Source organism: Pseudoalteromonas 'SMAR', assembly GCF_048515945.1.
Lineage (GTDB): Bacteria > Pseudomonadota > Gammaproteobacteria > Enterobacterales > Alteromonadaceae > Pseudoalteromonas.
In genome coordinates this window covers 79,108-102,554 of the sequence record NZ_JBLWMW010000003.1, presented here as the reverse complement: position 1 = coordinate 102,554, position 23,447 = coordinate 79,108, and the positions used below count along the sequence as shown (strand labels likewise).

The 23,447-nt window shown below is 44.6% G+C and carries 20 protein-coding genes and 1 riboswitch; of the genes, 9 read left to right on the top strand and 11 right to left on the bottom strand.

All coding sequences use genetic code 11. The annotated features are described in order from the left end of the window. The first annotated feature begins 3 nt into the window (after nt 1–3). Both ACNKW2_RS02550 and ACNKW2_RS02545 read left to right on the top strand, forming a co-directional pair. Nucleotides 4–1,386 carry a sigma-54-dependent transcriptional regulator gene (locus tag ACNKW2_RS02550; RefSeq protein WP_419147150.1) on the top strand — a complete coding sequence of 461 codons (1,383 nt, stop codon included), beginning with the start codon at nt 4–6 and terminating at the stop codon, nt 1,384–1,386. 13 nt (nt 1,387–1,399) lie between these two features. Then, a complete protein-coding gene (locus ACNKW2_RS02545; RefSeq protein WP_419147149.1) occupies nt 1,400–2,656 on the top strand; it encodes a sensor histidine kinase in 1,257 nt (418 codons plus the stop codon). A 175-nt stretch (nt 2,657–2,831) separates the two neighbouring features. Here the strand turns inward: ACNKW2_RS02545 and tnpC are convergent, their stop codons facing one another. From tnpC to tnpA, 3 genes are all read right to left on the bottom strand, one after another. After that, nucleotides 2,832–4,319 carry an IS66 family transposase gene (tnpC, locus tag ACNKW2_RS02540; protein WP_419147148.1) on the bottom strand — a complete coding sequence of 496 codons (1,488 nt, stop codon included), beginning with the start codon at nt 4,317–4,319 and terminating at the stop codon, nt 2,832–2,834. A gap of 79 nt (nt 4,320–4,398) precedes the next feature. Further along, the gene (gene tnpB, locus ACNKW2_RS02535) at nt 4,399–4,743 is read right to left on the bottom strand and encodes an IS66 family insertion sequence element accessory protein TnpB (protein WP_419147147.1); all 345 of its coding nucleotides are present in this window, start codon (nt 4,741–4,743) and stop codon (nt 4,399–4,401) included. After that, nucleotides 4,740–5,042 (bottom strand): IS66 family insertion sequence element accessory protein TnpA, encoded by a 303-nt coding sequence (tnpA, locus tag ACNKW2_RS02530; RefSeq protein ID WP_419147146.1) that lies wholly within the window; start codon nt 5,040–5,042, stop codon nt 4,740–4,742. The genes tnpB and tnpA overlap by 4 nt, the downstream gene beginning before the upstream one ends. Nucleotides 5,043–5,252: 210 nt before the next feature. On the opposite strand from tnpA, the gene ACNKW2_RS02525 reads away from it, so the two are divergent. Further along, nucleotides 5,253–6,224, top strand: a complete 972-nt coding sequence (locus tag ACNKW2_RS02525) for a transposase (protein ID WP_419147145.1) — start codon at nt 5,253–5,255, stop codon at nt 6,222–6,224. Nucleotides 6,225–6,467: 243 nt separating this feature from the next. Here ACNKW2_RS02525 and ACNKW2_RS02520 read toward each other — a convergent pair whose 3' ends face one another. Together ACNKW2_RS02520 and ACNKW2_RS02515 are read right to left on the bottom strand one after the other, a co-directional pair. After that, complete coding sequence (locus tag ACNKW2_RS02520) at nt 6,468–7,724, bottom strand: Y-family DNA polymerase (protein ID WP_419147144.1); 1,257 nt, start codon at nt 7,722–7,724, stop codon at nt 6,468–6,470. Then, nucleotides 7,712–8,125, bottom strand: a complete 414-nt coding sequence (locus ACNKW2_RS02515; RefSeq protein WP_419147143.1) for a S24 family peptidase — start codon at nt 8,123–8,125, stop codon at nt 7,712–7,714. The genes ACNKW2_RS02520 and ACNKW2_RS02515 overlap by 13 nt, the downstream gene beginning before the upstream one ends. Nucleotides 8,126–8,449: 324 nt before the next feature. Between ACNKW2_RS02515 and ACNKW2_RS02510 the strand changes: the two genes are divergently transcribed. Further along, nucleotides 8,450–8,590: a hypothetical protein gene (locus tag ACNKW2_RS02510; RefSeq protein WP_419147142.1), complete on the top strand. Its 141-nt coding sequence runs from the start codon at nt 8,450–8,452 to the stop codon at nt 8,588–8,590. A gap of 69 nt (nt 8,591–8,659) precedes the next feature. Here ACNKW2_RS02510 and ACNKW2_RS02505 read toward each other — a convergent pair whose 3' ends face one another. The 4 genes from ACNKW2_RS02505 to ACNKW2_RS02490 all read right to left on the bottom strand — a co-directional run bounded on the left by ACNKW2_RS02505 (nt 8,660) and on the right by ACNKW2_RS02490 (nt 13,912). Further along, complete coding sequence (locus ACNKW2_RS02505; protein ID WP_419147141.1) at nt 8,660–9,211, bottom strand: DUF4136 domain-containing protein; 552 nt, start codon at nt 9,209–9,211, stop codon at nt 8,660–8,662. A gap of 117 nt (nt 9,212–9,328) precedes the next feature. Then, nucleotides 9,329–12,118 carry an ATPase gene (locus tag ACNKW2_RS02500; RefSeq protein ID WP_419147140.1) on the bottom strand — a complete coding sequence of 930 codons (2,790 nt, stop codon included), beginning with the start codon at nt 12,116–12,118 and terminating at the stop codon, nt 9,329–9,331. Next, entirely contained in the window at nt 12,115–12,663 is a 549-nt protein-coding gene (locus ACNKW2_RS02495; RefSeq protein ID WP_419147139.1) for a condensin complex protein MksE, read from the bottom strand. The genes ACNKW2_RS02500 and ACNKW2_RS02495 overlap by 4 nt, the downstream gene beginning before the upstream one ends. Nucleotides 12,664–12,667: 4 nt before the next feature. Then, a complete protein-coding gene (locus tag ACNKW2_RS02490; RefSeq protein WP_419147138.1) occupies nt 12,668–13,912 on the bottom strand; it encodes a hypothetical protein in 1,245 nt (414 codons plus the stop codon). Between the two features lie 156 nt (nt 13,913–14,068). Between ACNKW2_RS02490 and nhaD the strand changes: the two genes are divergently transcribed. The 3 genes from nhaD (at nt 14,069) to ACNKW2_RS02475 (ending at nt 18,649) form a co-directional block, all read left to right on the top strand. Further along, on the top strand, nt 14,069–15,316 hold the full coding sequence (nhaD, locus tag ACNKW2_RS02485; protein WP_419147137.1) for a sodium:proton antiporter NhaD: 1,248 nt from the start codon (nt 14,069–14,071) through the stop codon (nt 15,314–15,316). 108 nt (nt 15,317–15,424) lie between these two features. Then, nucleotides 15,425–15,595: riboswitch (Lysine riboswitch) on the top strand. Nucleotides 15,596–15,682: 87 nt separating this feature from the next. Further along, entirely contained in the window at nt 15,683–17,029 is a 1,347-nt protein-coding gene (gene lysC, locus ACNKW2_RS02480) for a lysine-sensitive aspartokinase 3 (protein ID WP_419147136.1), read from the top strand. A 297-nt stretch (nt 17,030–17,326) separates the two neighbouring features. Next, nucleotides 17,327–18,649, top strand: coding sequence for a sodium-dependent transporter (locus tag ACNKW2_RS02475; RefSeq protein ID WP_419147135.1), 1,323 nt, complete (start codon nt 17,327–17,329; stop codon nt 18,647–18,649). 91 nt (nt 18,650–18,740) lie between these two features. On the opposite strand, the gene ACNKW2_RS02470 is transcribed toward ACNKW2_RS02475, so the two are convergent. Both ACNKW2_RS02470 and ACNKW2_RS02465 read right to left on the bottom strand, forming a co-directional pair. Continuing rightward, on the bottom strand, nt 18,741–19,517 hold the full coding sequence (locus ACNKW2_RS02470) for a substrate-binding periplasmic protein (RefSeq protein ID WP_419147134.1): 777 nt from the start codon (nt 19,515–19,517) through the stop codon (nt 18,741–18,743). A 139-nt stretch (nt 19,518–19,656) separates the two neighbouring features. After that, complete coding sequence (locus ACNKW2_RS02465) at nt 19,657–20,457, bottom strand: DUF2989 domain-containing protein (protein WP_419147133.1); 801 nt, start codon at nt 20,455–20,457, stop codon at nt 19,657–19,659. Between the two features lie 187 nt (nt 20,458–20,644). On the opposite strand from ACNKW2_RS02465, the gene ACNKW2_RS02460 reads away from it, so the two are divergent. Beyond that, nucleotides 20,645–22,090, top strand: a complete 1,446-nt coding sequence (locus ACNKW2_RS02460; RefSeq protein WP_419147132.1) for a glyceraldehyde-3-phosphate dehydrogenase — start codon at nt 20,645–20,647, stop codon at nt 22,088–22,090. A 182-nt stretch (nt 22,091–22,272) separates the two neighbouring features. After that, a complete protein-coding gene (locus ACNKW2_RS02455; protein ID WP_336566539.1) occupies nt 22,273–23,400 on the top strand; it encodes a M14 family metallopeptidase in 1,128 nt (375 codons plus the stop codon). Nucleotides 23,401–23,447 lie beyond the last annotated feature (47 nt).

The following is a 23,447-nucleotide window of genomic DNA, read 5'->3' as shown; positions in this document are numbered from 1 at the left end:
AATTTGAAGAAGGTACTAATAGTTGACGATTCGTTGGACATTCAAGCGAGTCTAAAATTTTTACTTGAGGATGAGGGTTACGCTTGTCATGGTGTGGTGACGCCTGAGGCGGCAATTGAGTATGTCAGTACTCAGGACGTGGACTTAGTGTTATTGGATATGAACTTTACCCAAGACACTACCAGTGGTAAGGAAGGACTCGCAGCTATCGCTAAGCTTATCCAGGTTGACCCACTTTTACCCATTGTGGTCATGACTGGCTGGGCAACGTTAGAGCTTGCTGTTACGGCGTTAAAGCAAGGCGCAGCCGACTTTATTGAAAAGCCATGGGATGATCAGCGCCTTGCTCATAGCATTAAAGTACAATTAGAAAAGCGAGTCGACAGAGAACATTTAGTTCGGCTATCAGCTGAAAATGAGCGCCTTAAAAAGCCTCAGCAAACGGTTCACTGTGAAACTCATAGTGAAAAAAAACAGCGTGTGTTGACTCAGCTAACCCAGTTGGCACAAAGTAACATGAACATCTTGCTGACTGGCGAAAATGGCACGGGAAAGAGTTATTATGCGCAATATGTACACGAGCACTCGAACCGCGCTGGTGGGAGCTTTGTCGCAATTAACATGGGGGCGGTGAGTGACGAGCTATTTAATTCTGAGCTATTCGGCCATAAAAAAGGCGCATTTACCGATGCCAAAGAAGATCGCGTTGGTGCCTTCACACTGGCCAGCAATGGCTCGCTATTTTTAGATGAAATTGCTAATTTATCTTTGCAATCTCAAGCAAAATTGCTTCAGGTATTAGAAGAGCGAGAGTATAGTGCGGTTGGTAGTCATAAAGTTTTGAACAATACTGCTAGGATTATTTCCGCAACCAACTGCCAACTCAATAAAGCAATTGCTAATAACCAATTTCGCCAAGATTTATATTACCGATTAAATACCGCAGAAGTTGAAATACCGCCATTAAGGGAGTGTCCTGAGGATATTTTGCCATTAGCAGAGCGCTTTTTAATGCGCTTTAGCAAAGATAATAATAAACCCTCACCAACCCTAATGCCTTGCGCTGTTAAAGCGCTGAATGGCTACGAGTTTCCAGGTAATATTAGAGAGCTCAAGCATATGATGGAACGTGTGGTGTTTACATGCATCGGCGCTCAGGTATTTGCCAGCGATTTGGCGCTCACCCCGACACAGCGCACAGTGCAGCCTTCGCTGCAAACAGATAATTTGATTGCGCCAGAGCACCATGATTTAACGCTGGATGAAATTGTTGAACAAGCACTTTTTAAAAGACTAGAGTTTCATGATGGTAACGTATCCAAAGCGGCGAAGAGCTTGGGCCTATCGCGCAGCGCTTGGTATCGAAAAATGAACAAGTACGAGTAGGAGATAAGTAAACTTGTTTTATCGCTATGGCCATTGGCTGTTAAATACGTTACTACTTGCTATCGTTAACGCCTTACTCATTGTACACGGTTATCCAATCACATTGATTATGTTGGTGGATTTGGTATTTGTGCTGTGTTTGGCATTGCTCGCGTACCAATATGGTTCGACCAGACAAAATACCATTAATTTGATTGATACCTTGTTGATTTCGCTTCGACAAGGCGATTATGCTGTAAGAGCGGTGCATGGCAAAGACTCGCAATTACATTCAACTGTTGGCCATTTAAATGCCCTTGCACAAGCCATGCAAGCTGACCAACGAGCTCTGGCAGAGCAAAGTGATCTGTTAAAGCAGATTATCGAAAAGATTGATTGTGCGCTGATTGTATTCGACAGCCACAGCGTTGCATTTGCCAATAGCTACGCTGAGCGAGCCTTTTTAAATAGTTATAAAGACAATGCCATGAGCTGGTTTCAATCACTTCAAGCCCAACAAAAACAAGGAAAAGTTTGGTTGATGGTTAATGAAACTGAGCATGCTTTTCTGTTTCAGCACGACAGTTGCTACATTGCCAATAAACCCCATACTCTTTTGGTGTTAAAACAGCTCGACAGCATTTTATATCAACAAGAAAAAGACGCTTTACAGCGTTTTGTTCGCATTCTAAGCCATGAGATCAACAATGCATTAGCGCCAATTGGTACAGTAGCTCGCAGCCTTACTAAGCGCTTAAGTGGCGACTTAGATTTAGAGAAATTTAACCGTGGGCTTTCGCTCATCAACGAGCGCACCAACTACCTTAAATCTTTTATGGGTAATTATGCTTCGCTTGCCAAACTGCCGCCAGCGAATAAGCAGATTGTCGTGCTCAGTGAGCTTTGTATCCAGCTACAAAGTATCTACCCACAATTAAAGGTGGAATGCACAGCTGAGCAATTTGGCTTTTTTGATGCCAGTCAAATCAAGCAAGTGCTTTGTCATCTTATTAATAATTCTCAAGAAGCATGTACGCCCCCGCCAGAGATAACGCTCACTATCACATTTGACGATAATAAGCTGAGATTTAGTGTCACTGACACCGGTCCCGGCTTTTCTAATTTAAATGAAGCTGCAGAAGCTTTTTACACTACAAAAGCCGATGGCAACGGCATAGGTCTAATGCTTTCACGAATAATTATTGAAAACCACGGTGGGCAGCTAAAACTGTGCAATATTCCTCGTGGCGGTGCTAATGTTAGCTTTTGTTTAGAGTGGGGAGAGTGTTAGCTTGTTAAAGCGCCTCACATAATTAGCTCCTTCCACTCAACCTCATAGATCAAACTTACTGTAATGTTGATATTTACTCTCCTTATTAAAAATAATTAGAGACACCCACCTTTAATAAAAATAATTAGAGACACCCACCTTTAAAAAATAATTGTAAACGTACGGCGAACTTCACCTAGAGGCTAACATGCCAGGGCAGTAAGCTGTCGATATCGCACTGTGGCTGAGCTAATTCGTTTAAGCAATACATCACATAGTCGAATGGGGTGTGGCCGTTTGCTCTGGCTGTTTCGATCACGCTATAGAGGATTGCGCTACTCTCAGAACCACTTGTGGTGAAGCTAAACAGCCAGTTCTTTCGCCCTATAACGAACGGTTTGATAGCGCGTTCTGCCCGGTTGTTGTCTATCTTCAGGTGTCCGTCATCGAGGTAGCGAATGAGTTTCGGCCACTGCCTTAGCGTATAATGGACGGCCTCGCCCAGCTTCGATTTTGGTACCACCGTTTGTGCTGATTTATCTAACCAGGTTTTAAACTGGGCCAGCAGCGGTCCGCTTTGTTGTGCCCGTGCTGCCTGCCGTCCCTCAGCGCTTGCTGTTTTGTTCACAGTTTCAAGCCGATATAACTTTTGAATATGGTTGAGCGCCCAGTTCGCTTTACCTGTTTTTCCCTTGGCTTGTGCATCTGCGGCTTCTTTGAACTTGCGTCTTGCGTGCGCCCAGCAGCCAATCAGTGTCGCCTGCGTTTGCTCATAGCCCGCATAACCGTCAACTTGCAGATAGCCGTCGTAGCCCTGTAAAAATGCCACAGGACACCGACCCGCACGACTATTCTGATAGTCGAACAGGGCGATATTAGGGATGCTTGCCTCAGCCTCAGGCGAGTCCGTGCCGCTGCAATACAGCCACATGTAACTGGTCTGTTTGTCTTCTTTCACCACCTTAACCGTGGTTTCATCGCCATGCAGTACCGGCTGCTGTAGCAACACTTCATGCAGCCTGTCGTAGAGTGGTTTAAATAAACTGGCACAGCGGATCATCCAGTCCGCCATAGTCTGCCTGCTCAGCGCGATACCATATTGTTTGAACAGGCTTTCCTGTCGATACAGCGGTAAACCATACTGATATTTACTGGTGATGATCTGGCTCAGCAAACTGGCCGTTGCTATGCCTTTCGGAACTGGGCTCGGTGGGACTGAAGCTTGTTTTATCTCAACCTGAGTTTGTGTTTTTTCACAGTGCCGGCAGCTGTATTTGGGTCTGACATGCTCGATGACTTTAACCTGGGCCGGAATAAACTCCAGCTTTTCGCTCACATCCTCGCCCATTTTGTGCAGCTCACCGCCACAGCAGTCACACTGTTTGTTGTCGATGTCATGCACAACACGTTCGCGGGGCAGATCTTTTGGCAGTGGCTGACTTGTCGGCTTTTTGCGCTGATATTCGATGGTTTCCACGTTTTGCTCAGGTGCTTCTTCAACCAGCGTTTCAGCTTCATTGAACAAGTCAGCTTGTGCAGGATGCGACTCACTGCTGGCACCGAAGCGTTTTTGCTGGGCCAGTCTGAATTGTTCTTCGAGGTAGTTATTACGCGCCTGAAGCTGAGCAATGATCTCTTCTTGCTTCGCGAGCTGCTGACGTAATACATCAAGTTCGTTTTGCATGTGTATTACTTTATCAGATAAGTAACTTTTTTAAATTAATGACTTAGATTAAATCGTGATCTAAAAGTTCCTGTTATGATCATACGTTATAACTATAGCTGAGCGGCTTATGGGCAATGACCGATAAGCCAGACAATAACCACTGCCATTGTTCGGCGCTGAGCGTAACGACGTCATCGTCTTCTTTGTCGGGCCATTTAAACTTGTCTTTTTCAAGGCGCTTGTACCACAAGGCAAAGCCGGTTTTATCCCAATACAACACCTTCAGCTTGTCCTTGTTTTTATTACAAAATGCAAACACCTGGCCGCTCATCGCGTGTGCAGCCATTTCTTGCTCAACAATCGCCGCGAGGCCATTGATGGATTTACGAAAGTCTACCGGCTGGCGGTGTAAGTAAACAGCTTCACTTTGCCAACAGATCATGACAGCGCCCTGAGCAGTGCAGCCAACCACAGGACGTCTGTGTTTGATGGCAACAACACCGTACTCTGACCATGTTTGAGCTGCAACAATTCAGGCAGAGAAACGAACTCAGATGCAGCAGGTTTAGCGGCAATAAAAGATGACTCAGGTGGTTTTTTAGTGCGAAGTTTACTTCGGCGATTATAAAAAGACTTGGTACTGAGATTGTGCTGTGAGCAGAAATCACTGACAGACAAACCACTGAGTTCCTGTTGTTCGATAAGTCTCAGCCATTGCTGTGCGGTTTTGTGTTTAGGCATATTCAGCTCCGAATTGAGATCAGAGCTGTACTTTATAAGCTGAGCGTCTTCAGTAGCTAGGTGGGGTTTAGGTGACGCTTACAAATAATTAGAAATAATTAGAGACACCCACCTTTAATGGGATAATTAAAGACACCCACCTCAAATTTGTTCCTTTTCGAAAACTTGTCTACTGTTAGTTATGTACTCAAGGATTGAGGAGACATCACCATGGCAACAGCCAGAAAAAGACAGATCAGTTTAGTCGACACCAAGTACTACCACTGTATTTCGCGCTGCGTAAGGCAAGCCTATTTATGCGGCAAAGACGTAGTAACAGGAAAATCTTATGAACATCGCCGTCACTGGGTGGAACAAAAGCTATTACTGCTTGCCAGTGCTTTTTGCATTGATGTTTGCACTTATGCAGTGATGAGTAATCACACTCATGTTGTTTTGTATGTTGATGATAAAAAAGCAAAACGCTTATTAGATAGGGCTGTTGTTATTCGTTGGCATAAGCTATATAAGGGAAACTGGCTCACGAATAAGTTTATCAATGGTGAGACCCTCAATGAGTCAGAGAACCTCATGCTTGCTGTGCAAATCAGTCAATATAGAGAAAGGTTGGCGAGTATCAGTTGGTTTATGCGTGTACTCAATGAAGACATTGCTCGAAGAGCAAATAGGGAGGATGGCTGCAAAGGCCGTTTTTGGGAAGGGCGGTTCAAATCGCAAGCACTACTCGATGAAGCCGCGCTTGCCGCCTGTATGGTGTATGTAGATTTGAATCCTATCCGCGCGAAAATGGCTTCAACACCCGAAACCTCTGACTATACCAGCCTCAAAAAGCGCATAGAGCACGCAAAGCATGGTAAGCAGCCAAAAAGTTTACTGCGTTTTGCTGGGAACCCTAGAAAGCATATGACCAAAGGCATTCCTTTTGAGCTCACTTATTATCTTGAATTAGTTGAATTAACAGGAAAAAGCATTCGTAGCGATAAAGCAGGGTACATCGACGAAGTGCACCCCATTCTTGCAAGGTTAAAGATTGAGCCTGAGAATTGGTTTAAGTTGACTACTCAGTTTTCTCATGTATTTCATGGCGCTGCAGGCCGGCCACAAGCAATTACAAACTATTGTGAAAGGTTACATAAAAGGCGGAGACCGAACCTAGTCAACTCTGAGCGTTTGTTAGCGTAATATACTTGAGTAGATTGAACTTACAGACTAATTTTGTGCTGACAATATTTGCTGTGCGTTATATTGATATAAGGTTTAAAAAAGCCAGTATCCTCTTTGCAAAAGCAATTCTCTGTTGAATGTAACTTTTAAATAGTGCGAAATTACATCCTTGAGCCTTTGGTTTTTTGTTTTTAAGAAAAGGTGGGTGTCATTAGTTCTTACATCATAGCTCTTTAGCTAATAGAGCTACTCATCTGTCTTTCAACATTTTATGGTAGGAATATCAGACCATCGAGTAGTGTAGTGGGGGGATAGGTACTCCCGTTTCATTGCCCAGCGGTTACTTTGTATTTGGCTACCCAGGGCCAAAGCGGAATCGCCATAGCGGCTATTTATGTTATCGATCACTGCCATTAACCTTGGGTTGTCTTGTGATGTATTAAACATATCTGCTTGTTGTAGGTGGTCATCTTCTAGCTCAAAGGCGCCGACACCGGCTTTGTAATAACGCACTCCAGGTTGGTAGAGCTGGCCAAATATCTCTTTTACGGTAGCGGCAAAAGCCCTGCAGTCGTTGGAGGCAACGGGCAAAGAAGTAATAAATGACTTTTTAAAAAAGCCATCTTCAAAGGGAGATGAATGTGCAAAAACAATAATTTGCTTAGCTAATGATCCTTGCCGTCTAAGCTTTTTAGTCACAATCGTGCAGTGAGTAATGAGTGCAGCTTTTAAAGAGCAGGGGTCGGTGATCCGCTGGCCAAAGCTTCGGGTGCTGTATATTTCCTTTTTTCTTTGTGTAACGTCATCCCAGCTTAGGCATTTATAGCCATTTAGTTCTGTAATGGTACGCTCTAACACAACACTGAACTGTTTACGCATATGTTTTGGGTTTTGATTCGCTAAATCAAGTGCGCTATTCACTCCCATCAGATTAAGCTTTTTCGCCAGCCGCTTTCCAACCCCCCAAACATCAGAGACAGCCATTTGCTTTAAAATGGTACGACGGGCTTGCTCATTATCAATGACAGCCACACCAGTGGCTCCAACAAATTTCTTAGCAGCATGGTTTGCGGCTTTCGCGAGTGTTGGAGTCGGACCAAACCCAACTCCCACAGGAAGCTTAGTGCCACGCCATACTGTGCGGCGGATTAAATGACCATAGTCATGCCAGTTTGGAATTAGCTTATTGTAACCATCAAGCTTTAAAAAAGCTTCATCAATGGAGTAAACATATTGTTTGTCACTGAACTGCCCAATGATGTTCATCATTTTTTCAGATAGATCCGCGTATAGCTCATAGTTAGAAGAGCGGATCACCACGCCATGCTGTTGCAAGATGGGTTTGAGTTTAAAATAAGGCTGAAACTTAGGCAGTCCAAGCTTTCTGGCCTCTGGGGAAGCGGCGACTATGCAGCCGTCGTTGTTAGAAAGCACCACCACAGGCTTTTTACGAATGCTCAAATCAAAGACTTTCTCTGCAGAGGCATAAAAAGCAGTGGCATCAACTAGGGCATACATTTAGCTAACTCGTCATTGCGTCGAAATAACCTCACTGCGCTTATTACTACTCCTTCAAGTTGAAAAGCATCAGCCTCAGAAATATTAACGGGCGCAAAAGAGCGTCCGGCAGAAAGCAATTGCCGCTTTTTTAAATCAATGACTTTACACACAAACTCACTGTTGTAGTTAGCCACAATCACATCCAAATGCTTCGGTTCAACGGCGCGATCAACAATAAGAATATCACCGTCAAAGATCCCTAAGCCTTGCATCGAATCACCAGCAGCCAAACCGATAAAAGTGGTGTTTGGGTGTCTGACGAGCAGCTGATCCAACGACAGCCCAAGCTCCTTATACTCAGCTGCAGGGGACTCAAAGCCAGTGATCCCGGCTTGTGCCTTGATAGGAATACATTTCATCTTTACACCGCAATTATACTGTTTATATATACAGTATAATTGCGGTGGGTGTCTTTCGCAATATTTTAGATCAAGGAGTGATGTTGCAAGATGGAAACACCTGAAAATAGTTGTTATTGCGGTGGGTGTCTTTCGCAATACTTTAGATTAGGGAGTGATGTTGCAAGATGGAGACACCTGAAAATAGTTGTTATTGAGGTGGGTGTCTTTCGCAATATTTTAGATCAAGGAGTGATGTTGCAAGATGGAAACACCTGAAAATAGTTGTTCGGTACTGTCCAGTTCTGTATTACTATTAAGGAACAATAACAATAGGAAGCAGCTATGGAAGCGTTAATTTATCTATTTTCTTGGGGATCGCCCCTTGGTCTTGGCGCGTTTTTTTGTTTAATGGGGGTGGGTGCAGGGGTGTTCTTTTGGGGCGCTTCGCATTTAAATAAACATAACACCAGTGGCAGTGAGTAAAATAGTATGCCCCACGGCAGTGAAGGCTAACGAAAATATAAAGGTGAGCTGAGCTCACCTTTATAAAAATTAATAGTTTGCCTTAGGCGGGAAGTTGGCCAACATCTCGGCAATGGTGTTGTTGATTGATGCGGTTCTTTCATCCGGCGTTTGATTTTTACGTAACCGGCCTTCTTTAGCGCCACGCCAAACCAGTTGATTTGAAGCCTTATCGACCATATCAACCACTAAGGTACCCACTTCGTACTCACGAGTGGTTGTTTGGGTTTGCCAGCCGATCCCCCAGTAGTTCCAACGTGCGCCATAGCTAGTATGCAGTGAATCAGATTCGATTTTAGTGTCCACAGAAGCGTGATAATTCACCAGCAAATCAGCCGAAGCGGCGTCGGTTAGGGTAAAGCCTTGTTGCGACATTTGGCTTTTGATGGCGTTACGAATACGTTTTTCCATTAAGTCATTGACTTGGTATTCGCGGCCATTGTTTTTTAAATCCGCATCGGGGGACCAAGCGTAGGTTTTGTAATTAGCAAATTCTACCGACTTGTCATAGTCCCAATCTGGGGTTTTAGCACAAGCGGCCAATAATAATACCACTATTGCAACTGCAAGATGTTTCAACATAATTTATTTCTCCTTCGCGGAATGTGCGCCACGTTTGCTAAACACGTATTAATACAAGCATTACGCCTCAGTGGCTAACATTACTCTTTATTATGTAGCTAAGACATTAACTTAGCATTAATGTTCCGCTGGGTGTTGTACTTCTATCCAATCTTTTTCATCCACCCAGTTTTGGCTACCTTTAGCCACACTTCGGATGGGAACCAGGTAATCACAGCTAATTTGTGGTTTTACCGAAGCAAATATCGGCACAAAGCCAAAGCTCAACGCGGTTTCAATAATTGCTTTTTGGTTTTGTGGGTCAATATCCGCGGCTTCATCAATGTAAATAGGAATACGATACATGGCCTGCTCTTGATCAGATAATAAGTAGCGAATAAACAACATGCCACACAACAGTTTTATCGTTATGCGCGTGCCATTAGAGCCTGCGGAGTCGATTTTATCAAAATGTTCAGTCTCACCAGCGCGATTAACCACCTCAAAGCGAATGTCAAACAGATCGGTCAATGTCAGGCCGGCCTTATCGGCAGCCAGCTTAATGATATGATCTTTGGCAGCGTTGACTTCTTTTTCTGATGACGGTTGCTCGCTTAGTAAATCGAAACTTTCACCTTGCTCATACAGGTCTGAAGTACTAATGATGGTGTCGATGCTATCAACCAACATTTTGCGCGGAATGACATTAATTTTAAATGCTTGTAGGTTAGAAATTCGGTGCTGACTAATGCCTTTATTAAAGCTGTTCATCTCACGGCGCAAGCGGTCGAGATCTTGTCTTAGCCCTTTAATGGTCGCAGCAACTTCCGTTAAGGCCACTCGAGCTTGTTTATCCACAGCTTCGCGCTCATTATCTATATTATGATACGCGCCGATCAGCTTCTGGTATTTAGTAGTTTCGTCCGGCTCATTATCAAACTTGGTGATCCCGGCATTGTAAATATGCAAGTAGGTATTACGGACATTCACGTCTAAGTTTCTTAGTTCATTACAGTCTTTATTGAACTGGTGAATGACCTCAGATAGGTTGTCAAAATCGAGTTTAATCTCAATTTCATACGCGGCCTGCTTGCCAGTGTATAAGTCTAAGGTGTGATCAATACGCTCTGATTTAACTTGCTTCAGGCGATCAGCTTGGCGCGTGAGTAGATCTTGTTTACTTTTGATAATCGAACGGCGGTCAGAAATCGAACCGGCATTGCGTTGAATATCATGCAAGTATTCATCAACTTGTTCACGTTCAATCTGTAGCTGCTGTTGTAGCGCGGTTTGCGCTTCTGCCGATTGCTGCATGGTTCGAAACTGTTCAAAGCGTTTCATCGCGGCTTCGGTTGCCATCAATTCATCGTACAGCGCATCACGCTCTTGCTGTTTCTCGGCTACGTTAGCCGCCACTTCACGCTGTTGTTTTAAGTCGCTCAAAGACTGCTGCAACGACTCTAATTGCGCTTGCAGTTGTACTTTATTTTCACCGCTTTGCATTTGCACCATACTGAGCTTTTTCAGTTTTATGGTGGCGCCCGGCAGGATTAGCTCACCCCCTTGAACCGACTTCGATAACGCAGTTAAAAACTCTGCAAACGCCTCATCATCGGTGATGGTGACCTCACCTTGAGCTGTGGTAGAAAAAGAAAGAAGATCTGGGTTCAGTATGCGAGAGATCTCTTCAACTTCTTTTAACGATAAATCTTCGCGCATGCGGGTAAAGAGGTTGAACTCCAGGTTTTTCAACTGCAGTTTTAAGCTTTTAATCTGCTTTTGCGTTTCATTAATACGAAAATCGAGCGTGTGTAAGCTTTGACCTTGAGCACTGTTAATGGAAAAGGAAAGCTGCTCATACTCTTTCTTCAACAAAGTGAGGTTAGCTTTCAGTGTCGCTTGATTGGTCAGCTCAAACTCACTTTTTAGAGCGTTAAAATCACTAAACCATTGTTCAATCTGCGTTTGCTTGCGCTCAATGTCGCGAGATTGTTGCACATACAGCTGTTGTTTGGCCTCAAACTCTTGCTTTTCAGACTCAATGTCCTCCAGTTGCGTCTCCAGCTCAGAGAGTTGCTCAGTTTGGTAGTTATCGTATTCCACTAAGGCTAAATCGATTTTCGGCGCATACGCAGCAAGCTTACCTTTTAATACGGCTTCGCTTTCCAACATGGTTTCTAAGGTAGAAATAGGCTCTTGCATCGATTCTAAGGTGGTCAGCTCGCGGCGGGCACGGTTGACCTTATCAAAGGCGCGACGCCACACTTCATAAAAGTCGACCTTAGAATTAGACATGTGGCGCTCAAATACTTTTAGCATAAAGCGTTTAACATCTTGCGCACCAAGCTTATGTAAATTCAAAATACGACGGAAAATTTCTTTATAAACCGGAGCATCTTGCACGTTGTTAAGTGGGATCATCTTCAGGTTAATATCACCATCAAATGGCGTAGCCCCGCCAGTGAGCAAGGCATTAAGCTCCTGCGCTTTTAGCTCCACAGGTTTACGCTGCTTTTGCTCAAGGTGATTAAACAGCTTGGTGTATTTAATAATGCTTTTGCCTTGGGTAAAGTCAGCCAAATCAAGTTTGCCTTGATAGCAAAAAAATTGGTGTGCGTAGCCGGCTATTTTACCGAGCCCCGCGACACCAATCACCACGTCTCCGTGGGGCAGGTTGGCTTCCAACAAGATATAAGACTGATCCGAAGAAAAATAAAACTTACGCGTTTCTTCAAGGTCGTGACCATCCCACTCGGTTAACCTTAAGTCATTGATCAGCGGAAATTGCAGGGCGTTGATCACCGAACTTTTACCGGTATTATTGGGGGCGCAAATGGAGGCACTTTTATCTAAAGGGATGACACACTTGGCGTAGCCCGCTGTATTTAACAATGCCAGTTTACTTAAGCCGTACAACTTATCGCTCATAGCTCATCCTCAATATCGTATTGTTCTTCATTTACTTCCATTAACGCGTCAATGTAGCGATAGATTGGCGCTAACAACATAAACCCTTGCTCAACTTCACGGGCAAGCCCTAAGCGCACCATGCGCAAAAACACGTCTTTACGCAGATCTGAACCGGAGAAAATTTCTAATTGATCAAATAAGTGCTTGTTAAGTTGCACTATGGTTTGCATTAACTCCAAATCACATACTTCGTCAAACAACACTCGTAGCGGGTCTTTACCTTGGTTTGCGTAGTGCTCAATCAAAATATAAATGGTTAACGCAATGGCTCGTGAAATTTTACCCATGTTAGGGGTGCTTTCGTCACTGGCAAGGTAGTAAAAGCCTCTGGCGTCATGCTGTAGGTCATGACCAAGCGCCGTGAATAACGCTTGGTAACTGTCGATTTCTTGGTCCAGCTCCTGCCACAAGGTGGTGTCTTGTTCACTAATGTGATACCCGCTCACCAGTTTTTTATTAATGGCTTGCAGCTCATTGAGTCTATCTAAATTAATGGTCGTCATATTGTTAATCTTGTTTTGCTTTGGCGCTAAATGGATACAGCGAGAAAGTGTGTGAGGCGATACTCACTTGTTGTTTGTCTTCTGCTTGAGTTAACGATAACTCGTTTTCATTAATGAGCTTTTGATATAAAAACAACATTTCATCGGCATCTAAATCTGGGTAACTGTCAGATAAAAACGGCAATAATGCCTGGCGCTTTTTGCCAGAGGCTTGGAAGCGAGCTTTAACTGCCTGATAATCAGGAATATTAGGACTTTGATAGGCCGGGACATCATCTTGGTCTGGCAGTTGATACTCTTCGTGTTCAAACGCCACTAAGCTCGCCATATAAGCCACCATATGGCGCCTTTGACCTAAATTAAAACGTTGGGTGTCTGAGACAAATTCTGGTTGCACTGGGGTTAATAAACGGTCGACGCCTTTTTTGCGGATCTGACCGAGTACTTTTGAAGCTTGGCGAGTGATCAGGGTATTACGCCTTAGCTCTTCGCGCAGAGGCATCAGCAGATCGGCACTGCGACTGAGGCTTTCACGGCCGATAAGGTGCATGTCTAAAATTCGGGTTCTCAGCTGTTCCAGCATGCGTTTATCAGCGGCACCACGGCCCAATTGTTCAATGTGCTCGATTTGCTCACTGATCTGGTACTCAATCTGGTCAAAGCAACATTGAAAAGGACCATGGATGTCCACCATTTCCAACATGGGTTCAATGTACTCATCAAATGCTTCAAGCACCGACTTATAACGCATTCCCAAAGACAGGCTTGAGGTATCCGATTTCGCCTGCTCAACAAGGTTCATGATGGCGCTTTCATTGTGTTCGAAGAGCTTAACAATTTTTCGCACTCGCTCATCCATAATGCGGCTAAAGCGCTTAAGCTCAGTATAATCGGCTTCATCGCCAGCTTGCACAATGCGGTTGCCCAACCGTTCTAGGTCTTTTACCAGTACCGTAATTTCCTCAGCGAGACCGAGACTCTCTTCTTGTAACAAAAAACTGGCAAAGTCGGCAACGGCCCGGTTAATTTCAAGTTGTGAAGATTTCGCCAGAGGAATAATAATCTCTTGTTGCAGTAGCCGGTTGGTCTCTTTATAGATCCGTTCACTTTGCCAGCTTGGGTTTTTTAATTTTATGATGTTTTGTACATCTTTTAAGCTGAAATCGGCCAGCTTAAACCGCTTAAAAAGCAGTTCAAGTACACTCCAATGATCGTGAATAGTATTTAATAGTTTTTTTGCTGGGATCATAGCTTTCCATTGGGCTGTAGTGCAGCAACACTACATCGTCATCAAATTGTCACAAAATGTTTATATTAGATAGCAAGCATATTGGGACAGTGCTAGAATACGCCGCGAAAACGAACCCTACCTCTGTTACAAAATATTACAGGCTGTTTACGCATTATGGTCACGTCCATTATTCTAACCCTGATCGCTATCGCTTTTATACTTATCGTCATCGAAGACATTATTCATGTAAACAAGGCTAAAACGACCTTATTTTTTGGTACTTTATGTTGGATTATTGTCTTTATCTCTCCTATGCATGGTCAAACTCCTGAAATGATACAAAATGAGCTGGACCATAATATTCTAGAGATTGCCACTTTGTGGTTGTTCTTAATGGCTGCAATGACCTTTGTGGCGTACTTAAATTCCAAAGGCTTTATCCAAAATATTGTCCACCGGATCATGCCAACCCACATCAGCGAACGCAAGTTAATGTTTTTAGTGGGGGCCTTTGCGTTCGTTTTTTCATCGATATCGGACAATATTACCGCAACACTGATTTCTTTGGCGGTGGTGATGTCGTTGAAGTTAGATCCAAAAAAGTTGATTAAGTACGCCACACTTATCGTGTTTAGTGTGAATTCTGGGGGGGTGTCCTTGATCACAGGAGATGTGACAACCTTAATGATTTTCTTAGCCAATAAGGTCAGCATTCCTGATTTGCTGCTACTTATACTGCCAGCGATGCTCAGTGTGTTGACGTTAGCGTTTATGCTGTCGATTGGTATGCGCGAACAGATCACCTTCGAAAAAGTTGCCACGCGACGGATTGAAAAAACAGACATTACCATTGCGCTGATCTTTATCTCCACCATATTTGCGACGCTGTTTTTGAGCGTGCAATATCAAGTACCACCCATGCTCACCTTCTTGTTTGGTTTGTCGTTAATGTTTTTGACGGCGCAGTTTCTAATGCGCAAAAAGGACGTCAACAAAAAAATTATTGATTACATTCGCGAAATTGAATACGACACCCTATTGTTTTTTGTGGGTGTCCTGTTATTAGTTGGGGCATTAAAAGAGGTTGGGGTGCTGGCGCGCTTTACCGAGCTTTATCAATATTTGGCACCGGAATATGCCAACTATCTGGTGGGCTTAATGAGTGCAGCAGTCGATAATGTGCCCTTAACTGCGGCCTTACTCAAAGCCGATATCGCCATGACACCAGGCCAATGGTTAACCTTTACCTATGCCACCGGGGTTGGTGGCTCCATGTTAATTATTGGCTCGGCTGCTGGGATCATTGCCATGAGTAAGGTGAAAGCCTTAACCTTTACCAGTTACTTAAGAATGGGTGTCTACTTATTGTTCGCTTATACGGTTGGCTATGCTGGAGCCTATTTCGCCGGACAAATGTTGTAGGTGAGTTTTACACAAAAAGCTTGACACCTAGACGGCTAAAAGATAATTTCCTTACAGCCCACATCAAATGTGGGCTGTTTTGCTTTTATTCATAAAGTAAAAGGCAAAATAAACAGAAGAGGCGCGATACTTAGGTAGTTGATGTGAGGTGACGAGACCGTTGAGCATCAATGAGGGAAGCTATCGCCGAGGAGAAGCACTGTTCGTCATAGGGCTTTTTCGGTTTACGGGGCTGAATCCTCGGAACTGTCACCATAGTGGTGGAGAGCTTCTGGCAAAGGACATTTCAACTACCCACGTTTAAGAAATCCCATGCCAAGTTCTCCTTATGAATTTAGACCTAAGTTGTGGTCGAGAGGAGATAAAATGAATTCGCAGTACGTTGTTGCTAAGTTTGGTGGAACCAGTGTTGCTGACTTTGAGGCCATGTCACGGTGTGCCCACATTGTTCGTGACAACCCAAATGTTAGAGTGGTGGTGGTGAGCGCTTGTGCCGGTGTCACCAACCATTTAGTAAGCTTAACGCAACAAAAGCAAAACCAAGTTGAGCGTGAGGCAACGGTGGCAGCCGTGGCGGCCATTCAGCAAGCGATTATCGATGAACTCAATTTAGATGTCGATTTGGCCACAGGGTACCAGCAAACCTTTACTGAGTTTGAAGCGCTAGCCAGTTTACCAGCACTTAGCAAGCAGCAATGCGATGAAATGCTGAGTTTTGGTGAGCGTTTTTCATCTTATTTGTTCACCCAAGTGTTACGAGACAACCAAGTAGACGCAGGGCGGTTTGATGTTCGTCAAGTACTGAAAACCGATACTCAATTTGGTAAAGCAGAGCCAGACATCGCAGCCACTCGCAGTGCTGCGCAAGCTCACCTTGTGACGCGACTACCACAGCAGGTGCAAGTGACTCAGGGATTTATTGGCAGTGATCCTTATGGCCAAACTACCACCTTAGGCCGAGGTGGTTCAGATTACAGTGCAGCCTTGTTGGCAGAAGCAATTGATGCATCCAGTGTGCATATCTGGACGGATGTGGTGGGGATCTTCAGTACCGATCCAAGGTTATGTGTTAACGCCAAACCCATTGCACGTTTGAGCTTTGATGAAGCGGCAGAAATGGCGACCTTTGGTGCTAAAGTACTTCACCCCGCCACTATATTGCCTGCCAGCCGTAAAGGCATTGCAGTATTTGTGGGTTCGAGCCGCGACCCTCTGTCTGGTGGCACTTGGATTGAAAAAGAAAAAACGGCTCAAGCTGGTATTCGCGCAGTAACGCAGCGAAAGAATCAGATCTTGCTAACCTTAAAAAGCCCCGAAATGCTGTTGGCAAGCGGCTTTTTGGCGCGGATATTTACCATTTTAAGTAACTACAACATTTCCGTTGATTTAGTCACTACCTCCGAGATCAGTGTAGCGTTAACGCTAGACAACGCTCCCAATGCATCGCGTCCAGAGCTCGAGCAAGCCTGCCTCGATGAGTTGAGCCAATTCTGTCACGTCAGTGTTGAAAATAACCTGACTTTAGTGGCGATGATTGGCTCTGAAATCCAATTAAAACAATGCGAACTGAATTTGATGGATGTGTTATCGGATTTCAATATCCGCTTAATTTGCCATGGTGCCAGTAAACATAATCTCTGTTTCTTAGTGGAGCAGCAAGAATCGGATCAAGTGGTGCAGTCTATTCATGCGCGTTTGTTAGAGGTGGCTTAAAAAAGACCAAGGTGCAGCAATAAAGACGTACTCAATTCGTTGTTGCCGGGCCTTTATACCAATTCGCTTAATTAAGTGGTCTACTTGAGGCAAGAAAATTCCGTCGATAACAAGACAAAATTTTGCTATTTAGTTGCTCTAAATGAGAAATTTTTAACGCAGTTAGCGTCGAGTTTGCTCCCTCAAATTGAGCAAGTATTAATGCGGATTGGTATTTTGCACCGCGCTGCCGTACTCGCATTTTTACCACAAGTACGTATAATCTGGCCTCTACAAAAATAATGATTGAAGACGAACATGGCTCAAACGCGCGATGGATTTCAAAGCCGGCTTGGCTTTGTATTGGCAGCTGCAGGTGCGGCTGTTGGACTGGGTAATATTTGGGGCTTTCCGACACAGGCCGCCAACCACGGTGGTGGGGCGTTTTTGTTGGTGTATTTTGCGGTGATCTTTTTGTTGGCGCTCCCAGCGTTATACACCGAACTTTATCTCGGACATCAGGCTCAAGCAAACCCGGTGAAAGCCTTAAAAACAGCATGGCGTGAACGCGCCCCCAAAGTGGGTGCCAGTGCCGGTTACATTGGTTTGGCAGGTGCTGTAGTGATGCTGAGTTTCTATTCCATCGTGGCTGGCTGGATGTTGTCGCACTCGCTAGATCCGTTAGCGCAACTACTAGGCTTTGAGCGCGCCAGTGCCTTTTTAAGTGGCGACTCCACATTGCGTAATTTTATTTTTACCCCGTTGATGTTAATACTGACCGCAAGTATTATTTTGCAAGGGGTAAAATCGGGTATTGAAACGTGGTCACGACGTTTAATGCCGGTGTTACTGCTACTGCTGTTGGGCTTAATTGGCTACATGGCCACCCTAGATGGCGCCGCAGAGGGCTTTCGAACCTATTTAATTCCTGACTTTAGCAAAGTCAGCGATCCCGATTTAATCATCGCGGCCATGGGGCAAGCGTTTTTCTCGTTGTCACTTGGGGTGGGCTGTATGATGATTTACGGCTCCTATTTGAAGCCTAACGAAAACCTACCGAAGCTGACCTTTAGCGTTGCTATGTTAGATACCTCGGTGGCCTTTTTAGCGGGCTTGCTGATCATTCCAGCCATTTTTGTAGCGCAACAAAATGGCGTGCAAGTATTTCAAGATGGCAAGCTGATTGGTGAAGGCCGGTTAATCTTTGCTATTTTGCCAGAGCTATTTACCAACATGGGCTACATTGGCTTATTTGTTAGCCTGACGTTTTTTGTGCTGATGTCGATAGCCTCGGTCACCTCGACCATTTCATGTACTGAAATCCCAGTGTCTTTCTTAGTTGAAAATCACGGCATGAAGCGTAAGCAAGCAACCTGGCTGGTCACGCTAGTGGTGTTCATTGCCTCTAGCACCATCATTGTTAATTTCGACTGGTTGTTTGAATTGGTGATTAACTTATTTACGCGTTATCAGCTGCCGTTAATGGGGCTATTCTACTTTTTGACCATTGGCTGGATTTGGAAACGCGGTAATCAACTACATTTGGAATCTCGCGGCGCCCATTATTGGTTTGCTCAGTATGTTCGCTTTGTGTGTCCTGTATTGATGACGGCGGTGTTTGTTAATGTGGCCTTAGCCTAACGCCACAGGAAACTGGCAACTTAGCGCTGTTACTAAAAGGGTTAGATGGGTCTGCTAAGCAAACTTTAGATCAGACTAATAACTCGGCAGATCAGTTGTTAAGTGGTTGATACCTTTCTGCTATATGCTGATATTCGCCGCTGTCATGAACGGCTTTTAAGGCGGCTGAAAATGTCGCCAATTCTGTACTGGGAAAAGACTGCTTACTAAACATGATAAAGCTGCTGCTTTCGGCTTGGCTGGTGACACGAAGCAATGGCTCAATTTTGTCACGGTACTCGGGGTTAGCGTGTAAATAGTGCATGCCTTCGGTTTCCGACTCAATGTAGCCGTCAACACGACCTTTCATGGTTAAAGCAGGTAGGCTTTGGTCATCATCAATGAAAACTAGGTGTTTAGCAAAGCCTTGGTCTTGCAACAATGTGTAGTAGCTGTCGGTGTAAACGGCCGAGCGCAGAGCGCCGATCAAAGCAGGGCTATGTTTGATGTCAGCGAGGCTCTGCACATGTTTGAATACTTCTTCACGGTCTTTGCGAATGAATAAGGTATAATAACTGTAGCGAAATGGCTCCGTGGAGAACCAGGCATACTGCTTTCGTTCTGGTAAGGCCGCCGCAGCCACCGTCATATCTATTTGACCAAGCTCTAGTGATTTAAGTACTCGTGCCCATGGCATGGCCAGCAATTTATAGCTGTGTGGGGTACGACGAAAAACCGCATTAATTAACTCAATGTCTTTGCCAACCCAGCGCCCGCTTTCGTCTTTGTAGCGAAATACTTCGCGTTCATTAATGCCAATAATAAACTCGGCACTCAGAGCAAACGGAGTGTAGATAAGAAGGAGGGTTATCAGGAAAAAATTAGCCATTACACGGTATTAATCGTTCATCATATAATCACTATGGCTGATTGTTTCTGGCCATTCAAGTGTAACGCGACCAGCGATAAAGTTGGCGGGGTTTAAAGAAGAGGGCTGCTAGAGCGTTGCAGCCCAATAGTTAATTTAGTTAAAACTCTCTTGGAGAAACAAACTCACCGGCTTGGATCGCGTCATAAGTCTGTTGCGCCAAAGCATCTAATGGCTCGAGCTCTTTGTTCAAAGCCAGCAGCTCTTGAGTGACGGGAATAATATCCACCTCTTTAAAACCCGAGAGCTGTGCCACACGGGCAAAGGTATAAGCGTGTTTATATTTTTCATGCTTAAAAAAGATACTCACCAGTGAAGCGTACACCTCTGGGTCTGGGTTTTCGCCTGCTTTGTTGAGCTCTAGTACGCGATACAGGATGTCGATGGTTTTGTCGTCATCGACCTTGGCATAAAACTCGGCCAAAAACAGCTGGATCTCAGGATCGTTTTGCACCCTGGGATCGTCTTGCATATTCAGCAGCTTATTCATTGCCGCCTTATCGTTATTGCGCGACCAATGATAATACAGTAATCCCGGATGGTTACTGTTCTTGGTTTCTTGATAGACCCGTGTCATTTCCTTTAGTGCGGTAAGGTGGCCTTCTACACGGGATGTGGTTTTTTCTTTGAGCTTGATGTGCTCAATTTTGGCCGCCAGCGAGACACATTGGTTGTAGTCTTCTAAATGCTTTAGCAGAGTGTATTTATTGTCCTCAGTGGGGGACTTATATTCGTGATAGCGCGCATAAATGAGTTCAGCGCGTTCATCCTTACAGTGGCTATCTTTGTTTAAGTCCTCACAAAACCCAGGTGTTTCTGTACACACCTGATTTAGGGTTAAGGTGTCGTCGCAACCTGCCAGCAGTAGCGCTGCAAGGATCAGCGACTTTTTAAACGCCATAGTATGACCTCGATGATTTTTATAATTATAGGCTGCAAAGCCCAGTTGAGTAGGGTAGAGCTAATACTTTATTAGTGTAGCGCAATGATTTGTCCGGTAACAGTGGAGAATCACTGCAGTTTAAATTAGAATAGCCATGCCCGATTGGGCTATCCGTTCAAAGAAAATTGTTTATTAGGCAGAAAAAATGACCTTATCTCACGAGCAAGAATATCAAAACAGTTGGCAAGAGCGCCAAGATTATGCAGAAAGCATGCAACCTCTCATCGGTCGTTTGTACCGTAACCAAGGCGTGGAAATCTCTGTATATGGTCGTCCTCTGGTTAACACCAGTACCATTGATGTTATCAAAGCACACAAAACGGTTGCACGTTTTGAAGAGCGTAAACTTCGTCTGCGTGAAAGCTTTCCATTCTTAGAAGTGATCAGCAAAATGCAGTTGGCACCAGGCCGTGTTGACCTTGGTAAGCTGGCTTATGCCTACATTTATAAAAATGCAGGTGAAGGACGCTCAATCGAAGAGTTCTTAAGTGCAGAATTAGCCGAATTATTAAATCAAGGTGCCCGTCCAGAACCGCGTGACGTGGTATTGTATGGCTTTGGCCGTATTGGTCGTTTATTAGCGCGTCTACTGATTGAACGTGGCGGCTCTCACGCTGATTTACGCCTTCGTGCCATTGTTGTTCGTGGCGGTCGTGATGGTGACCTTGAAAAGCGCGCCAGTTTATTACGACGCGACTCTATCCATGGCCCATTTAATGGTTCTATTACCGTAGACCATGAAAAAGGCGCTATCAAAGCCAATGGTAATTACATTCAGGTTATCTACGCAAATTCCCCTGAAGAAGTGGATTACACTAAGTATGGCATCGAAAACGCCCTAGTCGTAGATAACACTGGTGTTTGGAAAGACGAAGATGGCCTTGGTAAACACCTACAATCTATTGGCGCTTCAAAAGTACTACTTACTGCGCCGGCAAAAGGTGACATTAAAAACATCGTTTACGGTGTTAACAACAGCGATATCCAATCTGAAGATAAGATTGTGTCAGCGGCCAGCTGTACAACTAATGCCATTACCCCAGTGCTTAAGGCATTAAATGATAAGTTTGGTATTAACAATGGTCACGTAGAAACAGTACATTCTTACACGAACGACCAAAACCTAATCGATAACTACCACAAAGCGGAGCGTCGTGGTCGTAGTGCTGCGTTGAACATGGTTATTACCTCAACTGGTGCTGCCAAAGCCGTTGCCAAAGCGCTTCCAGAGCTGGCAGGAAAGCTAACCGGTAATGCAATTCGAGTGCCTACACCGAATGTGTCTATGGCGATCCTTAACCTGAACCTAGCTAAAGAAACCACAGCAGAAGAGCTAAACGAGTACCTACGTGAGTCTTCGTTATACTCTGAGCTGCGTGACCAAATTGATTACACCGCCTCAACGGAAATCGTATCGACTGACTTAGTTGGTAGCCGTTACGCTGGCGTGGTTGATTCGCAAGCGACCATCGTAGATGGTGACCGTGTTGTATTATATGTTTGGTACGATAATGAATTCGGTTACAGCTGCCAAGTGGTTCGCGTAATGCAAGACATGGCAGAAGTGAAGTTCCCAAGCTTACCACGCTAATCGTCTTTATCTCTGAAAAGCCAGCCTCTGCTGGCTTTTTTAGTTTTTGAAATACGCTGGTTGTGATAGTCTTGCTTACAATTAGCTAACAATAACGCCCTGTTACCCAGCTTGGGTGTGGGCTAAATACCTCGTTAACACACTGTGTTTACACTACAATTTTAACTTTCTTAGGGAAACCTATGCGCATTACGAGTAATTTCGACAGTGGCAATATCAAGGTGATCAAGGCTGATTCGCCAACGGATATTCAACTAGAAATCAATCAAGACAATGAGTCAGATTTTTTCCAATGGTTCCACTTTAGACTTGAGTCAACGCCTTTTGTGGAGCATAAAATTGCCATTAATGAGTTGCAAAACTCAGCTTACCCAGAAGGCTGGGAAGACTACCAAGCGGTTGCGTCTTACGACCGTCAAACTTGGTTCCGAGTGCCGACAAAATATGACAATGGTATTTTGACCATCGATTTTGAGCCAGAATGTGCCCATACCTATTTTGCTTACTTTGCCCCGTACAGCTACGAGCGCCATCTCGACCTGATTTATTGGTCACAAGCTCATGAAGCCTGTGTGGTCGAAACACTAGGCGAAACCTTAGATGGCCGAGATATTAGTTTGCTAACCATTGGTGAGCCAGCGGCTGAGAAAAAGAAAATTTGGATCACTGCGCGCCAGCATCCTGGCGAAACCATGGCCGAATGGTTTGTTGAGGGATTATTGCATAAGCTGCTTGACGACGAAGACCCTCATGCTGCAGCCCTATTACAAAAAGCGGTGTTTTACGTGGTGCCGAACATGAACCCAGATGGCAGTGCTCGTGGTCACCTTCGTACCAATGCAAAAGGCGTTAATTTAAACCGTGAGTGGGCAACACCTTCCCTAGAGCAGTCTCCAGAGGTGTATCATGTGCTGAACAAAATGCATGAGACCGGACTGGACATGTATTTAGACATTCATGGCGATGAAGCCTTGCCGTACAACTTTGTCGCAGGTGGCGAAGGGATCCCAAGTTACGATGCCCGATTGCAGCGCCTCGAGGAAAACTTTAAAGCGGCATTGTTGACCATCACACCAGAATTCCAAGATGAGTTTGGCTACGATAAAGACGCCCCTGGCGAAGCGAATTTAACCGTAGCGTCTTGCGCGGTTGGCGAGGCATTTAAAGCCTTAGCGTACACCGTTGAAATGCCGTTTAAAGACAACGCCAACTTACCGGATCCGTATTTTGGTTGGTCAGACAGACGTTCTTACCAATTTGGCCAAGATACTTTGGCTGCGGTATTGAACGTAGTGGATGATTTAAGATAAATTCTAAAGCGGGCAAGTCACACTTGCCCGTTTATTTTTAAAAAAAA

Excerpts from the sequence above, each read along its gene's own strand:
- ACNKW2_RS02520 (WP_419147144.1), bottom strand. The coding sequence starts at position 7,724 with ATGTATGCCCTAGTTGATGCCACTGCTTTTTATGCCTCTGCAGAGAAA.
- ACNKW2_RS02455 (WP_336566539.1), top strand. The coding sequence starts at position 22,273 with ATGCGCATTACGAGTAATTTCGACAGTGGCAATATCAAGGTGATCAAG.
- ACNKW2_RS02515 (WP_419147143.1), bottom strand. The coding sequence starts at position 8,125 with ATGAAATGTATTCCTATCAAGGCACAAGCCGGGATCACTGGCTTTGAG.
- ACNKW2_RS02490 (WP_419147138.1), bottom strand. The coding sequence starts at position 13,912 with ATGATCCCAGCAAAAAAACTATTAAATACTATTCACGATCATTGGAGT.
- nhaD (WP_419147137.1), top strand. The coding sequence starts at position 14,069 with ATGGTCACGTCCATTATTCTAACCCTGATCGCTATCGCTTTTATACTT.
- ACNKW2_RS02505 (WP_419147141.1), bottom strand. The coding sequence starts at position 9,211 with ATGTTGAAACATCTTGCAGTTGCAATAGTGGTATTATTATTGGCCGCT.
- ACNKW2_RS02510 (WP_419147142.1), top strand. The coding sequence starts at position 8,450 with ATGGAAGCGTTAATTTATCTATTTTCTTGGGGATCGCCCCTTGGTCTT.
- ACNKW2_RS02465 (WP_419147133.1), bottom strand. The coding sequence starts at position 20,457 with ATGGCGTTTAAAAAGTCGCTGATCCTTGCAGCGCTACTGCTGGCAGGT.
- ACNKW2_RS02495 (WP_419147139.1), bottom strand. The coding sequence starts at position 12,663 with ATGACGACCATTAATTTAGATAGACTCAATGAGCTGCAAGCCATTAAT.
- lysC (WP_419147136.1), top strand. The coding sequence starts at position 15,683 with ATGAATTCGCAGTACGTTGTTGCTAAGTTTGGTGGAACCAGTGTTGCT.
- ACNKW2_RS02460 (WP_419147132.1), top strand. The coding sequence starts at position 20,645 with ATGACCTTATCTCACGAGCAAGAATATCAAAACAGTTGGCAAGAGCGC.
- ACNKW2_RS02475 (WP_419147135.1), top strand. The coding sequence starts at position 17,327 with ATGGCTCAAACGCGCGATGGATTTCAAAGCCGGCTTGGCTTTGTATTG.
- ACNKW2_RS02500 (WP_419147140.1), bottom strand. The coding sequence starts at position 12,118 with ATGAGCGATAAGTTGTACGGCTTAAGTAAACTGGCATTGTTAAATACA.
- ACNKW2_RS02470 (WP_419147134.1), bottom strand. The coding sequence starts at position 19,517 with ATGGCTAATTTTTTCCTGATAACCCTCCTTCTTATCTACACTCCGTTT.
- tnpC (WP_419147148.1), bottom strand. The coding sequence starts at position 4,319 with ATGCAAAACGAACTTGATGTATTACGTCAGCAGCTCGCGAAGCAAGAA.
- tnpA (WP_419147146.1), bottom strand. The coding sequence starts at position 5,042 with ATGCCTAAACACAAAACCGCACAGCAATGGCTGAGACTTATCGAACAA.
- tnpB (WP_419147147.1), bottom strand. The coding sequence starts at position 4,743 with ATGATCTGTTGGCAAAGTGAAGCTGTTTACTTACACCGCCAGCCGGTA.
- ACNKW2_RS02525 (WP_419147145.1), top strand. The coding sequence starts at position 5,253 with ATGGCAACAGCCAGAAAAAGACAGATCAGTTTAGTCGACACCAAGTAC.